A 15,376-nucleotide genomic window follows, 5' to 3' on the forward strand; every position below is an offset into this window, starting at 1 on the left:
CCCATACGCTGCCAATCTCGAAATATCAGGCCCTTGGTCGAGCTTATTTAACAATGGTATTAATATTTTGTTATAACTCATTCGCTCTCCAACCCATTGGGATTTTTTAGCGCTTTCTTTTCCGCCGATGCCAAACGCCGTTCGACCTTTTTCACATCTTCGGCGGGAGCTAGGCTTTCTGGGCGAATGCCTCGGCTTAGCAGGGTTTGGCGCACGGCTTCGTTGTTGGTGACATGCTCTTGGGAGATATGTTGTTCACGATTCATCGCCTGTTCGCGGGCATTGTGTATGGTGATTTCAGTGGCAAAGTCTTTGGCCTTGAGGATGATAGTGGGAGCAAAATCCGCCAATGGGCGATTGTCCGGTACCTGCCATTGAGCTTTCATAGCTTTGGTATTTTTGCCAAACAGGGCAGTATCACCTTTGCTGCGAATAAGCGCAAAGTTCTGGTTGTCGCCAGTTTGCTCAAAAATCACATCCGACAATTCTTTTTCGGTAGCAGACAGCTTTTTGCGCGCCGTTACCCGTTCCGCTTCCAATAGACGCAGCTCAATCAACTCTGCCTTGCGGGTCTGCATGGCGAAGTAGGTTTGAGCAAAGGCAATCGCTTGTTTGGCTGGGTCACCATTTTGGGCAATGAGATAACAGGCGTAGCGCGTCAGCATAATATCGCTAATCTCCCTCTGGCTACCAGAGCCAAGTTCGACCATTTTCCCGACGTCAGCAAAATGGTCGGCGATGTCATGATCCGACACTTCGCAGGCCGTCTTCGCTTTGGATATGGCGTTGAGGAAGTTATCCCACTTGCTATAGCCGAGCAGGTGTTGTAAATCCCTGGCCAGCCAATATTCTATGCCGTTTTCTGTCTGTTGAGCGTGACCTTCAAAGCTCTCTGTCAGGGTATGGATCATGTCATTTTTCATTGTGTGCTCCTTGCGGGTTATTCATAGGCCGCTAGCCCTGCGATTTCACGCCCTTGGGCGAGTTTGTTGAGTAATGGTAACAATTCTTCCATCAATGCCAGCTCGGCTTGTGTACGTGCTTTCCATCCCAGATTTAACGGCTCCAGTAATTCGCTGAGTTGCTCGCCGTCAAAGATCATACGATCCATAATGCTGTCAACAAAGCCTTGTAAGGCTTGACGTTCTATACCGTGTTGTTCTGCGATAGCGGCGAGTTCGTTGGCGGATTTTTCAGCCTTGAATTGTTGGTAACCTTCACGAATGATTTTTTCCGTCAGGCTTTTATCGGTTGGCAGGCTGTTGATATAAGCCACAATATCGTCGCGTTCATCCATCAAATTTGCGCTGGAGCTGATTAAATCAATCAGTTGTTGACGACTCATTTTGTGTTTACTGGGTTTATCATCATCGGTAGATTTGGCGATTAGCCCCATAATGTAGTCGTAATCGATGACGGCAGAGGCAAACAACACCAATTCAAATTCGAGCTGTTGTATCGGATCGTTAGGGTCATCACTACCTTTGGCTTGCTGGGCTTTCAGACGCTGAGCGGTTTCCAGATAGGAGCCTCTTAAAGCTCGCAGGTCATCTTCGGGCAATAGGGTATTGATAGTCTCTTTTTGCGTGTCGTCAAGGTCAGTGTATTGATCGAGCTGGGGTTTTAGACGCTGTACTTCTTTGAAACGATTGATAAATTCAATACGTGCGGCGTCACCTTTAAGGTTGTAAACGGCTTCTGGCTCACATACTTTGCCGGTGTTCCCATTTATTTTGGCCTCCCCTTGAGCACCACTTTGGGCTATAAACTGGCTCATTGCCGCGACAGCCTGTTGATATTTTTCAATGACTTTGGGTGCAGGATCGACCAACCAGATTTCTTTGGCGCGGTCTTTATCCTGCCCTGAGAATCGAGCAATTGCAGTATTAACGGCTTCTTCCTGATAACGAAAGTCAAGAATATTGCCATAAGGCTTAGTATCGTTGAGCACACGGTTGGTACGTGAAAAGGCTTGAATCAAGCCGTGGTACTTTAGGTTCTTATCCACATACAGAGTGTTGAGGTATTTGGAATCAAAGCCTGTGAGCAACATATCTACCACGATAACAATGTCGATTTTGTTTTTATGTGGGTAATCGGCATTGCTGTATTTCTGGTCTTTGATACGTTGCTGCACGTCCTGATAATACAGATCAAACTCATTGATGGTGTGGTTGGTGCCGTATTGCTTGTTGTAGTCGGCAATAATGGTTTTTAGTGCAGCTTTCTTTTCTTCTGGTGCTTGCTTGTTGTCTTCCTTTTCAGTCACTAAATCTTCTTGTAACTGTTGTACATCTTTGTTGCCTTCGGCAGGTGGTGAAAACACACAAGCGATATTGAGTGGCATGTAGTTCTCATCTTCGGCCAGTTTTTGTTGCTGGGCCTGTTTAAATAACTGGTAATACTCAATGGCGTTGTTGATTGAGGCAGTGGCCAATATCGCGTTAAAGCGGCGGTGATTGGTAGCAGCATCGTGTTTTTTTAGTATTTCAGCGACAACAGATTCAGGCGATGGCAGCTTAGGTTTCGTTTTATTCTGCCCTTTTAAGTTTTGGCCTTTAGCCTTTTCGCCAAAATAATCAATATGAAAACGCAGCACATTGCGGTCATCAATGGCATTGGTAATGGTGTAGGGATGTAATTGTTGTTGGAAAATATCTTCGGTGGTTTTGTACGACCCTATGGTGCCATCAAACTGTTTATAGGTGGAGTTTTCTGGAAATATCGGTGTACCCGTGAAACCAAACAATTGTGCCTTTGGGAAGAAGGCTTTGATTGCTTGATGGTTATCACCAAATTGAGAGCGATGGCATTCATCGAAGATAAAGACGATTCTTTTGTCGCGTAGTGGCTCAAGGCGCTCTTTGTAGGTTTGTTTGTCATTTTGTTTGTGTTGTTGGTTGCGCTTGCTGTTTTCATCCAGCGCAAGGCCAAGCTTTTGAATGGTGGTGACGATGACTTTATCGGCATAGTCTTCCGATAACATGCGTCTTACTAAGGCTTCGGTGTTGGTATTTTCTTCGACACAACCTTCTTGAAACTTGTTGAATTCCTCACGGGTCTGGCGGTCAAGATCTTTACGGTCGACCACAAAAAGGCATTTATCAATGTCTGGATTGTCTTTCAGTAACGTGGAAGTCTTAAATGATGTCAGGGTTTTACCGCTGCCAGTGGTGTGCCAGATGTAACCATTGCCACGATTTTGGTGAATGCAATCGACAATCGCTTTCACTGCATAGATTTGGTACGGACGCATGATCATCAACTTTTGTTCGCTAGCCACCAACACCATATAACGGCTTATCATCTGGCCTAGGGTACATTTTTTTAAGAAATGATCAGCAAAATCATCCAGATGCGTGATCTTGGAGTTGTCTTCACGGGCAAGTTGATAGATAGGCAGAAAACGTTCATCGGCATTAAAACTGAAATGCTGATTATGATTGTTGGCAAAATAGAGCGTGTTACTTTGATTGCTGACAATGAAAAGCTGCATAAAACACAACAGTGTGTTGGTATAACCATTTCCAATGTCGTTTTTGTATTCGACAATTTGCTCCATAGCGCGGCGCGGTGACAGCTCTAAGGTTTTCAGCTCAATTTGCACCACAGGAACACCGTTGATTAACAAAATAACGTCGTAACGATGATGACTATTATCGGTATTGATGCGTAATTGATTGATGACTTCAAAGTCGTTTTTGCACCAATCTTTGATATTAACCAAGGTGTATTGCAGGGGCGTGCCGTCATCACGCTGAAACGTATTGCGTTCCCGCAGGGTTTTGGCAGCTGAAAAGACATCGGCATTGACGATTTCATCGCGTAGGCGGGCGAACTCGGAATCTGTCAGCTTGACGTAGTTAAGGGCTTCAAATTTTTCACGAAAATTTTGTTCGAGTGTGACTTTATCGCAGATATCTGGGCGATAGCTGTATTTGAGTCCCTGCAGCTTGGCAATAAGGTTATTTTCTATACTATGCTCTTTAATCATGAGTTCGCCCTACACTATCCATTTTTTAAACTCGATAATTTTAGCATTGATAAGTAATTTATCTTCATCAACTTTCAAAAAAATATGATGTTGTTGTTTACACACAGCCGTTTGCACATTTACTCCTTTAATCCTAACCTTTAGATCAATAAAAGCGCCCCCAACTATCTAGGCAAACATTAAGAGGAATATTTGATATGTCTTACCGCTCCGTAAAGCTAATAAAACGTCCTGAGTTAGAAATCACCGCAGATGTCTTCAACATTGTTACTCAAGATATCCCAACGCCCGCTGAAGGCGAAGTCTTAGTGAAACTCTCTCACCTTTCTTTAGACCCTGCTATGCGTGGCTGGATGAGCCCTGATGAAAATAGCTACATTCCGCCAGTAAAACTAGGCGACACCATGCGCGCCAGTGGCATAGGTGAAGTGGTTGAATCGAACAATGAACGATTCCCTGTTGGCGCACGCGTCATGGGACTTATGGGTTTGACTGAGTATGCAATCAGTGATGGCAATGGCTTGAACGTCATTCCAAAAGAATTACCTGCCGAAGCGATTTTATCGGTTATAGCTCTACCCGGCATTACTGCGTATCACGGTGTGTTTGAAGTGCTAAAACCTGAAGCAGGTCAGACGATTATTGTTACCGCAGCAGCAGGCTCAGTTGGCTCTCTTGTGGGTCAAATGGCGAAAAACCTTGGTTTAACCGTTGTTGGTGTGGCTGGTTCGGATGAGAAATGCCAATGGTTGACCAAAGAACTTGGTTTTAATCATGCGGTTAATTACAAAGACGCCGACTTTGTCGAGCAATTGACACAAGCCACACCAAATGGCATCGATCTTTTCTTTGAGAATACCGGCGGCGTGGCACAAGGCCCGATCTTCGAACGTATGAACCCTCATGGTCGCATTGCCGTGTGTGGTTTAATTGCTGACTATCAAAAAGCCGAGCCAGCGCCCGGACCAAGTTGGGTTGGTATCATCAAACGCCGTCTGACTATCCAAGGCTTCACCATGCCAGATCATTTCCATCGCATCCCTGAATACGGCCAAGCACTAGGCGCCATGCTAGGAAAAGGCGAATTAAAATATCGCGCCCACATTATTGAAGGAATCGAAAGCGCCACCACTGGCATTAACTTATTATTTGAAGGTAAAAATACCGGCAAGCTGATTGTTAAGCTGTAAAGCGTCAACAGAATAACGTAGAGAAACCATTACACGAAGCTGTGAGCGCAGCATGTGTGTAATGGTTTCTAGTTATAAATCAAATTGTGATGGAAGCATCACCACATCCCGAATTGTCACATGACGCGGACGTGTAAGCATAAAGATAAGAGCTTCAGCCACATCGCTGGCTTCCATCAAGCTACCTTTTGCCTTGGCTTCTGCGAGTTTCTCCGCTGGCCAATCGGATAACAAAGAGGTAATAACTGGGCCAGGAGACACCGAGCCGACACGAATACCATGCTTGCTGACTTGCCTGCGCACAGTTTGCACAAAACAATTCATCGCCCATTTTGACGATGCATAAACAGGTTCCCAAGGCGTCGGGAAATGACCCGCTAACGAACTGGTTATTAAAATATCGCCCACACCTCGTTCAATCATGTGTGGTAAAACATCACGTACGTTCTTGATAACCACATTAATATTCAGGTTCAACATTCGATCTATGGCGTCGTTATCAGCATCAACTAAATCACCGCCCACATACAAACCCGCATTGGCGTGGAAAATATCGATCACCTTGGTTTTTTCTAAAATCCGCGGGACCATCGCCGAGCAAGCAGCGGGATCCAACAAATCCACAGCAAGAGTCATTACCGCGTCGCCATGTTTGTCTTGCAAGGCTTGTAGCGCTGCCTCATCACGGTCAACGATAACAACTTGGGCTCCTTCAGCTAACATACCTTCAACGCTAGCAAGACCTATTCCTGACGCGCCACCAGTGACGACGGCGACTTTTCCTATTAATGCTTTTGACATGTTTTATCCTGCTTATTGTTATTGATTGATAAAAATTGATATAACAACAAGCTAACACCGCAACACACACCAACTCTGCTACTTTTTTGCGCATAACTAAGCCAAATTGGTATCTTTTGACAAAATTCGTCGAATAAATAACCTTTTCAAGGATGTTCAATTTTTTTGATGATTAGGCTCAAAATACTCCGTTACCTTATTCTATTTTTTTTATATATAGTGCTTACATATTAAGTTCCCCACAAAACACAAAGGTAAATAAAAATGAAATCATCTTTAATTCAAACAATCACTAACACGACTTCCGGTATTGCGAGCACGATTTTGCGCATTCCAGTGGGTCTAATTCTAATGGCGCATGGTGCACAAAAACTGTTCGGTTCTTTTGGCGGTGGTGGTCTAGAAGGCACTGGTCAGTGGATGGCATCTATTGGTCTAGAGCCTGGTTATCTAATGGCGCTTTTAGCAGGCAGCGCAGAATTTTTCGGTGGACTGGCCTTAGTTATTGGCTTATTGGTTCGTCCAGCGTCTGCGGTTATCGCTTTCACTATGCTAATGGCTATTTTCTCTGTACATATTTCCAACGGTTTGTTTATGTCAAACGGCGGCTACGAATACGCACTAACACTTTTAGTTGTGACTGTTTCTTTGGTATTCAGCGGTGCTGGCTCTTTCTCCGTTGATAAAGCAATTTCTACTAAATAGTCATTTTCTTGGCTGAACGGTAATGCTTGGAAAGGTGCGAACAAGTTCTCTTGCCTCAGCATGTGGATAAAAGCCTGTTATTCGAGGCGAGTACCGAATGTGAATAGTGGTTCTATTTTCGAGGAGATCAACAAAGAATACAGGCTTTTAGACCATGCCCTTGCTAAAAGCGATCTAAAAGCCTCGGTACTAAAAATATCGGGGCTTTTTCGTAGAAAGGTTATCGACATAGCAAAATTGATTCAGGAACAATGTCTTACCTTTACGATAAAAAAAACATCAATGTCATAAAGAATAATAATCACAAATATAAATAGTTTATTTTGTAAACAATACTTCTCTTTAATAATTCTATAGGGTATCTTCTAAAGAGATCGCACCCAAAAAATAATAAACAAAGTGCCTAAAACCGATCTACGCTTAAGGAAATACAGCCGCTATCTTGCTGACAGCGAACTGATCACTCCTTAAGGAAAATACTGGCACCTACCTGTGTAAAAACACGGAGGCCATCATGATTGAAAGTTTTTTAAATCAACTTTTGCCTAAGATCTACAGTTGCGTACAACACCCGCAACGGTGGACCAGCATTCTTGATGAGCTACGTGAAAAATTAGAAGTCGAAAGCATTGCAGCACAGATTTATGAAGTGTCGGACGATTATAATCTTGCCGAAGTGTGGCTAATGCGTGACTCTCAGTCGATCATCAATGCCGATCTGCACGATAAATGGGTCAATAATTGTGACAACCCTCGTCTCGATTATGATTTCACCGATCATCTAAGCATTATTCGGGATGAAGAACGTTTTTCCAGTAATTGCCCAAGATTCCAAAATTTCCAGAAGCGACTTGCTCAAGCAGGATTAGGGTTAGCCATTTCATTAGAAATGAAAATATCACCAACTCGCTATCTCAATCTAATTGCTCACCGAAAACATGGCGATTCTCGCCCATTCGATGCAAACAGCGAGCAACTACTCCAATTACTTGCACCGCATATACAACAAACCATTCTGTTGCATGATCAATTTCAGGCTTTATCAACCAACAATACGATCATTAAGCAAACCGCCGATAAGCTCACCACTGGCATCATGCTGATTAATCAATATGGCAAAGTAAGCTGGCATAATAACAGCGCAGTAGCCATTATTGCGGAGGCAGATTATCTTGATTTAATCGATAACGAATTACGTTTTCATCACAAAGCTGACCGAGATATTTTTTTCCATCTGCTCCAACAGACACTTTCTCCGACAGAGTGCACCTCTTACCCTCTTTCTAGAATTGGCGAGTATCAGTCTTGCCCCATACAACTTTTGCTCACACCGATTGCATCAACCCAATCAGTAGAGTTATTACAATCAAAGCAACCTCTGACTTTCGCTTTATTTTTGTCGAACAGTCACAGTGAAGTTGCGCTTTCAGATCACAATATCGGCCGTTTGTTTGGTCTGACGCCTGCAGAAGTCAAACTGGCCAGCGCCTTAGCCAATGGTTTTTCTTTAACGGAGTATTCCAATGATAAAGGTATTTCTGTCGGTACTGCCCGTATACAGTTAAAAAGCATTTTCTCTAAAATGGGCGTTACACGTCAGCCAGAGCTGGTTAAAACCTTGTGGTCTTCGATACTTCCTCACGTGAACCAATTACAGAATGAGTTGCTATCGCACAAAATCAATCGTTTATAGATCTGTTTGTATCCTATTTGGGATATGACAACTTATGGTGAAGTGATCATTATTTGTTTTGAAGGCAAACAATTGCCAAACAAAACGTTAATCAAAATGAGAGAGACGAACATGCAAAAAAAAATAAAAACCGTGCAATGTTTTATGAACGCTAGCTTACTTTCCTCCATCGCTATGTTGCCAATGGCGGCTCAAGCCGTTTCAGAGGTTGATCCATTGGTCGCTGCAGTTGGTCCTGTATCGGAAGTACCTGTTGCAATACAGAACCTACGCTGGGCAATGCTGGATGGCGATGTTAACGCGCTAACATTTCGTTCAATGGATACGTTATTCACTACTCGCCAAGTCGGTCATTCTGGAAACGTCACCCCATTTGTTCGCAATGATAAAAAGTTAGACTTTACCTACGAATACGAAGGTAAAAGTTACACGCCAGAACAATTCTTAGACCGAACTTACACCAATGCAATGATCATCCTCAAAGATGACAAGATCGTCTATGAAAATTATCGTAACAACAGCAACCAGAATACGCACTTCATGGCTTGGTCAATGACCAAATCCGTGATTTCTATCTTGGTTGGTGTCGCCCTTGAAGAAGGCCGTATTAAATCATTAGACGACGATATCACGACTTATTTACCGGAATTGTCAGGAGGCGCTTATAAAGGCGTGTCTATTCGCCAAATATTGGCCATGAAATCCGGTGTAGATTACGAAGAGCGTTATGACTTTGCCAATCCTGGCGTAGCAGCAAAAAACCATATTTTGGCCTTGGTTAAAAACGTTGCACGCTTTGTTGAACCAGCAAAAACCATTAAACGCCTTCATGAGCCAGGCACTTTCTTCGCTTATAAAACCATTGATACAGCGGTTTTAGGACTTTTACTAGAACGCGTTAGTGGTGGTAGCAATGTAGCCTCTTACATGCAACAACACTTATGGGAACCACTAGGCGCTGAATCGAACGGTTTCTTCATTATGGATGGACAACCAGGTGTTGGTCGTGAATTTACTGGTGCTGGTTTCAATGCGACAGCTCGCGACTTTGCTCGTGTGGGTCAATTAATGCTGCATAATGGCAAAATTAACGGCAAGCAAATTGTGTCGCCTGAGTGGGTTAAATTATCCACGTCTCCAGTCGACAAAGAAGATCCAAAACTAGGTGGTTACGGCTACCAATGGTGGACACTACCAAATACTGACGCTTACTCCGCAATGGGCTTGCAGGGTCAGTTCATTTACGTGAATCAAAAAGAAAACACGGTAATCGTAAAAATGAGCTACTTCCCTCAAGACCAAATGGATGTTGCAGAAGTTGAAACACTTAACTTCTTCGATAAAGCAGCTAAATGGAAACCAGCTAAATAGATTTCAGTCCTTGTAAACCTCCCTTTTATTAAGAAGTTATGATGCACACCCAGTTCATCATAACTTCTTATTTTTTTAAATTAACTTTTCCTACCAGGCACTCATAACTATGCCTAAATTGCTCAGACTACTCAAAAGCCTAGACCTAACCTAATTCCGAAACCAAAAAAGCCCCCGATAGTTTCCTATCGAGGGCTTTAATATTCATTTCGCTAGTTCAGGAATTATTTGCCTGTAGCGCGAGAAACGTATTCACCGGTACGAGTATCAACACGAAGTACTTCACCGATGTTGATAAACAGTGGAACTCGAACCATAGCACCAGTCACCAAGAAAGCAGGTTTAGAACCGCCATTCGCTGTATCGCCTTTCACACCTGGGTCAGTTTCTTTTACTTCAAGCTCGATGAAGTTAGGAGCAGCAACCGCCAATGGCGCACCGTTGTATAAAGTTACAACGTATTTTTCTTGCTCTTTAAGCCACTTAATCGTGTCACCTACCGCGGTTTCATCTGCTGCGTGTTGTTCGAAAGAACCATCCACCGCCATGAAGTGCCAGAACTCACCGTCGGTGTACAAGTACTCCATATCGGTGTCCATAACATCCGCAGTTTCTAGGGTATCGCCCGATTTAAAGGTACGTTCCCAAACACGGCCGGTTTTTAGGTTACGCAGCTTGATGCGGTTAAAGGCTTGACCTTTACCTGGTTTAACGTGTTCGTTGTCAATAATCGCACATGGATCACCGTCGACCATTACTTTAGAACCGCTGCGCATTTCGCTGGTAGAAATATTAGCCATACATCCTCACAGTATATTTTTAGAGAAAAGGCTCTGACTGGCGTATCATGTCAGTCCCAAGATCTCTGCAAACTTCTTTTTATGTCATTTAGAACCGCTAAATAGACAAGTAAAAAGAGCGTTTGCAAAGATCTCTGAGAGCCACTGGCCGAGTAGGCCAAAATAAGTTGGCGCAATCATAACCTAAAACAACACAATTTTGCAGATATTTGACGTGATCCCTATTCAAACAAAGAACAATTTAAGCTGGTCCCAACACCTGTCACAGGCACTCACCTCCTTGCCTGAATTAATTGAGCATTTAGGACTACCAAAAGACCTTGCTCAACAAGGCATAGAGGCGCATCAGAACTTCAAATTATTGGTACCTCGCCCTTATTTGTCGCGCATTGAATACGGTAATGCTCATGACCCGCTCCTGTTGCAGGTATTGCCCAGTCTTGCTGAAATGCAAAAAGTGGCGGGGTATACAAAAGACCCTTTGGAAGAAGCCGACCACAATCCGCAAAAAGCCATCGTACATAAATACAAACGCCGTTTATTGGTGATCACGACGGGTACTTGTGCGGTAAATTGCCGTTACTGCTTCCGTCGTCATTTTCCTTATGGCGACAATCAATTGGCACAAGCGGAATGGGACTCGGTAATCGACTATCTAACAGCACATCCAGAAGTCAATGAAGTGATCTTAAGTGGTGGCGACCCCTTGATGATGAAAGACAGCTTGCTCGCTGATAAAGTCCGTAAGCTTGATGCTTTACCGCAAATAAAGCGCCTGCGCATTCATTCACGTTTGCCTGTGGTAATTCCAGACCGTGTTTGCGACGACATGTTGGCGTGGATCAAGTCGAGTCGCCTCGACATCGTCATGGTGTGGCACATTAATCATGCCAATGAAATGGACGAAGAACTGGCTCAGGCAGCTTATAAACTGAAAAGAGCGGGCGTTACCTTGCTCAACCAAGGTGTTCTATTAAAAGGCGTTAACGATTCGGTAGACGCTCAAGTCAATTTGAGCGAAGCCGTGTTTGATGCAGGAATTTTGCCTTACTACATGTTCACGCTAGATCCGGTAGAGGGCGCGGCACACTTTGATATTTCCATCGAAGATGCGCAACGCTTGATGGGAAAAGTCGCCGCTGAATTGCCAGGTTATTTAGTGCCAAGGCTCGCCAAAGAAATCCCCGGCAAGCCTGCAAAAAGCGTGTTTGCTCCACTACTTGGGGACTGATTCGCTTTATCTAAGCAGCGCAATACGACCGACTTTTACTTGCTGACGTCGAATACTTACGTTTGGCGCTAGCTGGTATAAGTCGCCATTTCGACCGATTAACTGATCTGGTACGTGACTGAGTTTCGCCACGTCCGCGTTAGCATCCAAATGTTTCGGCTCACCATGAACTGGAATCGCCAATTGCGGTTGCACCCAAGTATAAAGCTGCTTAAGCTCTTCTCGGCAAGGATGACCACTAACATGAATGGTTAAGTCCGTTTCATGAGCTTGCAAGGTACGGATTTTCCGACCTTTAAATTGTTCGGCTAATCTGTCTATGGCTAGCTCATTACCCGGAATTCGCATGGAACTGAAAATCACCAAATCATCGGCTTCAAGACTCAAATCAAAGCAGTTATCGGCGGCGAGTCGGTTCAAGGTTGCCCTTGGCTCCCCTTGGCTTCCTGTGACCACCGCCAATACTTCTTCTCTTGGCAAATAACCAAGATGTGCCGCGTCGATAATAGGTAAATCATCCGGCCAATGACCTGTCACTCGGGCAGCGCTAACCATGTTTGTCAGCGATCTTCCGATCAAGGCAAGATAACGACCAGTTTCTTTTGCGACTTTTCCTAATGCTACTAAACGCGCGACATTACTGCTGAAACAACCCACAACGACACGGTTCTTTTCTGCTTCAATGGTTTTTAATAAGCCCTGATAACAATCACTTTCAGATGGCGAGAAACCATCTTTTAGCGCGTTCGTTGAATCACACACCATAGCGAGAATGTTTTCTTTGGCTAATGCTTGAAAGGCTGCGGGAGAAAACGCATCACCCAAAATCGGCTTTTTATCGATTTTCCAATCACCCGTATGAAAGATACGACCAGCTGGTGTGTCTATGGTCATCGCATAAGGTTCTGGCACCGAATGCGTCAGTCCCAACCATTTAACATTAAACACGCCAATTTTTTTGGTTTCGTTTTCTTTCACTTCAATAATCGGCACTTGATCGGTCAAACCCACTTGAACCAACTTACGGCGCAAAACCTCTGCGGTAAAAGCCGTGGTATAAACAGGGCATTTGAAACGCCGCCACAAAAAAGGCAAAGCGCCCACATGATCTTCATGAGCGTGAGTGATCACAATGCCAGCTAAACGTTCTTTTTGCTCGGTGATAAAACGTGGGTCGGCGCAAACAATCTCAGAAGTCCGCAAATCATCAGGCGCTAACGGTTCATTGAAGGAAACACCACAATCCACCATCAACCATTGGCCGTCATGACCATAAAGGTTCATGTTCATGCCAATTTCGCCGGTGCCACCTAAAGGCAAAAACCATAAATCCTCTTGCGAGGGAATCAAAGATGAAATAACGCACTCCTTGTGAATCGAAACAGAAAAATTGACCGTTGTGTGTCTATGGTACGCACTTTCCGATAATATCTCAGCTTAGAAATCGGACGAAACGCTTTTGTCCTTCTTTAATAAACACTGTTATTTATCAATGGATTTAAAATTGAACATCTCTCCGAAGCTTCAAAATACTCTTGGCAAAGCCATCACCTACTTTATTTTGCTATCCTGTGCGGCTATTTTTGTCATCTACCTGGTTCAGCGCTTTGGCGCACAATACGCCGAAGACAAAATTCAAGAACAACTCGACCTTTCTGGTTTAGCTCCATTTGTTCACTATGAAAGCGTTCATCTTAATCCATTCACTTTGACGCCTTCTCTCGAAAATGTCAGCTTTGGTAATGAAAATGCGCCTTGGGTACGCTTCGCTAGAATTTCGTTTAATAGCTACCCAATCAAATATCCTGATTTAGATGTGGATTTTTGGATTCAAGAAAGCCCAATAGACAGCTTGTCTCGTGATACAAGACACCTAATGCGCGGTATTGGCATCGATACATTGCTAGGAAAGGGCTCTTTCACTTCCAAAGTTGAAGGTGAAAAAGTCTCGTCTCGATTCAAACTGGACATAAAGGATATTGGCAAGCTCGATCTGTCTTCTAACATCAACGTACTGGATCGCAGCATCGTCATGTCTGATCTGCGTTCTGATATCATCGCGTCTTTTGCATTAGGTCAACCTGAGGCGCTGCCCATTATCTATGGTAAAGCCATTGAGCTACATTCTTTGGAGGTAAAATTTGAAGAGTCGGGATTGATCGCTCATTTGTTTCCTAAATCGGCTATTTTGCGAGATTCAAGAGCCTCCCAGTTAAACGGGCTAAAATACGTGAGCCAAGCATTGAGGTTTGCACCAGCCGACTCTAACGAAGCAGAACACATTGCCGAGACGATACTAGCGTTTTTTATGAAACCTGAAAAACTGAGCCTAGTTGTACAACCTGCTTCGGCTATCAGTCTAAAAGAGCTCGCATTAATGATGAACGAAGGCACGCTTTATAAAGACAGTAACATGACGTTATCAAACAACTAACCATTCACTGCAGCCCAAGTGCCTCTACGCTGGGCTGTAAAAGCCATTAGGAATCTAAAAAGGATTAAACATTTCTCGATAAGACTGATTAGACGTTGCTCTAGCAATGCCTTTTACCATTCTGAAAATCGACCAAATCCAAACGCAAAACAACAAAATATAACCAATAAAAAAGAACGCCAGTATCACACCAATTACGCTCCAAAAAATCCCCCACCAAAACGTACCAATAATATTGGCGTAGTGATCTTCAAAAAATGTTCCACGAGCTTCGTCAGCTTTTACCATGGCCCAAATGGCACCGATAAACCAAAAGACGCCCGTGAAAATTCCCAGTAGCATAAAAATATAAGCTATCACAACATTGCTTTTTGCGTTTTCTTCTCGTGGTGTTAGCGGTCTAAGTCGATTATCTGGTTCAAACCCGGACATATATAAGCACTCCGTTATTCAATAAATTTTTGTCTAATAAGCATAATGGGGATGCTTTTAAAATTATCGCCCTCGTCTTATTCAGTTTTATGATTTCTTTTCAATGCGAATACTTGTAACGTGTTCATTTACCACACTGTTTTTTCAATCATAGCGCCTAGGAATACCATGACAAATGTGACGATTTTAGTCGATGTTCAAAATGTCTATTACACCACGAAACAAGCATTTGGACGGTCTTTCGACTACAACACGTTTTGGCAACAAGCGACAGAAGGTCGACATGTCGTAAAGGCCATCGCTTACGCCATAGACAGAGGCGATGAAAAACAGCGTCAGTTTCAAAATATATTACGGGCGATTGGCTTTGAAGTGAAATTAAAGCCTTTTATTCAGCGCTCCGATGGATCTGCAAAAGGCGACTGGGATGTGGGTATAGCCATCGATGGCATAGAGCACGGCAAAGACAGTGATGTACTTGTTTTGCTTTCTGGTGACGGCGATTTCGATATTCTCGCAAAGACTCTCAGAGAAAAATATCAAACCAGAGTAGAGGTTTATGGTGTTGAACCCTTAACGGCTCAGTCATTAATCAATGCCGCAGATTCCTTTACTACCATCGGTAACAAATTGTTACTTAAATAGATAAAACTCGTCTATATTTTTAAGAGAGAATATGTGCCCTTAAGAATCCTTACTGATTATTTTATATACAGAAAGTGACG

The 15,376-nt window shown here is 43.5% G+C and carries 13 protein-coding genes; 7 read left to right on the top strand and 6 right to left on the bottom strand.

Features of this window, described 5'->3' with window-relative positions:
* Positions 1-77 precede the first annotated feature (77 nt).
* Both dinD and ACO05V_RS20405 read right to left on the bottom strand, forming a co-directional pair.
* Positions 78-923 (bottom strand): DNA damage-inducible protein D, encoded by an 846-nt coding sequence (dinD, locus tag ACO05V_RS20400; protein WP_421855934.1) that lies wholly within the window; start codon positions 921-923, stop codon positions 78-80.
* Between the two features lie 17 nt (positions 924-940).
* Entirely contained in the window at positions 941-3,994 is a 3,054-nt protein-coding gene (locus ACO05V_RS20405) for a type I restriction endonuclease subunit R (protein WP_421855936.1), read from the bottom strand.
* A 197-nt stretch (positions 3,995-4,191) separates the two neighbouring features.
* Here ACO05V_RS20405 and ACO05V_RS20410 point away from each other — a divergent pair, with 197 nt between their 5' ends.
* Entirely contained in the window at positions 4,192-5,184 is a 993-nt protein-coding gene (locus tag ACO05V_RS20410) for an NADP-dependent oxidoreductase (RefSeq protein WP_421855938.1), read from the top strand.
* 72 nt (positions 5,185-5,256) lie between these two features.
* Here ACO05V_RS20410 and ACO05V_RS20415 read toward each other — a convergent pair whose 3' ends face one another.
* Positions 5,257-5,985, bottom strand: a complete 729-nt coding sequence (locus ACO05V_RS20415) for an SDR family oxidoreductase (RefSeq protein WP_421855940.1) — start codon at positions 5,983-5,985, stop codon at positions 5,257-5,259.
* A gap of 264 nt (positions 5,986-6,249) precedes the next feature.
* On the opposite strand from ACO05V_RS20415, the gene ACO05V_RS20420 reads away from it, so the two are divergent.
* The 3 genes from ACO05V_RS20420 (at position 6,250) to ACO05V_RS20430 (ending at position 9,754) form a co-directional block, all read left to right on the top strand.
* The gene (locus ACO05V_RS20420; protein WP_421855942.1) at positions 6,250-6,690 is read left to right on the top strand and encodes a DoxX family protein; all 441 of its coding nucleotides are present in this window, start codon (positions 6,250-6,252) and stop codon (positions 6,688-6,690) included.
* A 514-nt stretch (positions 6,691-7,204) separates the two neighbouring features.
* The gene (locus tag ACO05V_RS20425; protein WP_421855944.1) at positions 7,205-8,383 is read left to right on the top strand and encodes a helix-turn-helix transcriptional regulator; all 1,179 of its coding nucleotides are present in this window, start codon (positions 7,205-7,207) and stop codon (positions 8,381-8,383) included.
* 111 nt (positions 8,384-8,494) lie between these two features.
* Positions 8,495-9,754 carry a serine hydrolase domain-containing protein gene (locus ACO05V_RS20430; RefSeq protein WP_421855946.1) on the top strand — a complete coding sequence of 420 codons (1,260 nt, stop codon included), beginning with the start codon at positions 8,495-8,497 and terminating at the stop codon, positions 9,752-9,754.
* A gap of 224 nt (positions 9,755-9,978) precedes the next feature.
* Here ACO05V_RS20430 and efp read toward each other — a convergent pair whose 3' ends face one another.
* A complete protein-coding gene (gene efp, locus ACO05V_RS20435; RefSeq protein ID WP_012068618.1) occupies positions 9,979-10,554 on the bottom strand; it encodes an elongation factor P in 576 nt (191 codons plus the stop codon).
* A gap of 214 nt (positions 10,555-10,768) precedes the next feature.
* Here efp and epmB point away from each other — a divergent pair, with 214 nt between their 5' ends.
* Positions 10,769-11,785, top strand: coding sequence for an EF-P beta-lysylation protein EpmB (gene epmB, locus ACO05V_RS20440; RefSeq protein WP_421855948.1), 1,017 nt, complete (start codon positions 10,769-10,771; stop codon positions 11,783-11,785).
* A 6-nt stretch (positions 11,786-11,791) separates the two neighbouring features.
* Here epmB and ACO05V_RS20445 read toward each other — a convergent pair whose 3' ends face one another.
* Positions 11,792-13,105: a ribonuclease J gene (locus ACO05V_RS20445; RefSeq protein WP_421855950.1), complete on the bottom strand. Its 1,314-nt coding sequence runs from the start codon at positions 13,103-13,105 to the stop codon at positions 11,792-11,794.
* 184 nt (positions 13,106-13,289) lie between these two features.
* On the opposite strand from ACO05V_RS20445, the gene ACO05V_RS20450 reads away from it, so the two are divergent.
* Positions 13,290-14,219, top strand: coding sequence for a hypothetical protein (locus tag ACO05V_RS20450; protein ID WP_421855952.1), 930 nt, complete (start codon positions 13,290-13,292; stop codon positions 14,217-14,219).
* Between the two features lie 54 nt (positions 14,220-14,273).
* On the opposite strand, the gene ACO05V_RS20455 is transcribed toward ACO05V_RS20450, so the two are convergent.
* Positions 14,274-14,651, bottom strand: a complete 378-nt coding sequence (locus ACO05V_RS20455; protein WP_421855954.1) for a DUF4870 family protein — start codon at positions 14,649-14,651, stop codon at positions 14,274-14,276.
* Positions 14,652-14,819: 168 nt separating this feature from the next.
* Here ACO05V_RS20455 and ACO05V_RS20460 point away from each other — a divergent pair, with 168 nt between their 5' ends.
* Positions 14,820-15,296: an NYN domain-containing protein gene (locus ACO05V_RS20460; RefSeq protein WP_421855956.1), complete on the top strand. Its 477-nt coding sequence runs from the start codon at positions 14,820-14,822 to the stop codon at positions 15,294-15,296.
* Positions 15,297-15,376: the final 80 nt, after the last annotated feature.

The organism is Marinomonas sp., assembly GCF_965225885.1.
Lineage (GTDB): Bacteria > Pseudomonadota > Gammaproteobacteria > Pseudomonadales > Marinomonadaceae > Marinomonas.

Bases quoted from the DNA above. Each gene is read 5' to 3' on its own strand.
- ACO05V_RS20425 (WP_421855944.1), top strand. From the start codon at position 7,205: ATGATTGAAAGTTTTTTAAATCAACTTTTGCCTAAGATCTACAGTTGC.
- ACO05V_RS20430 (WP_421855946.1), top strand. From the start codon at position 8,495: ATGCAAAAAAAAATAAAAACCGTGCAATGTTTTATGAACGCTAGCTTA.
- ACO05V_RS20405 (WP_421855936.1), bottom strand. From the start codon at position 3,994: ATGATTAAAGAGCATAGTATAGAAAATAACCTTATTGCCAAGCTGCAG.
- ACO05V_RS20420 (WP_421855942.1), top strand. From the start codon at position 6,250: ATGAAATCATCTTTAATTCAAACAATCACTAACACGACTTCCGGTATT.
- ACO05V_RS20415 (WP_421855940.1), bottom strand. From the start codon at position 5,985: ATGTCAAAAGCATTAATAGGAAAAGTCGCCGTCGTCACTGGTGGCGCG.
- ACO05V_RS20455 (WP_421855954.1), bottom strand. From the start codon at position 14,651: ATGTCCGGGTTTGAACCAGATAATCGACTTAGACCGCTAACACCACGA.
- dinD (WP_421855934.1), bottom strand. From the start codon at position 923: ATGAAAAATGACATGATCCATACCCTGACAGAGAGCTTTGAAGGTCAC.
- efp (WP_012068618.1), bottom strand. From the start codon at position 10,554: ATGGCTAATATTTCTACCAGCGAAATGCGCAGCGGTTCTAAAGTAATG.
- ACO05V_RS20410 (WP_421855938.1), top strand. From the start codon at position 4,192: ATGTCTTACCGCTCCGTAAAGCTAATAAAACGTCCTGAGTTAGAAATC.
- ACO05V_RS20460 (WP_421855956.1), top strand. From the start codon at position 14,820: ATGACAAATGTGACGATTTTAGTCGATGTTCAAAATGTCTATTACACC.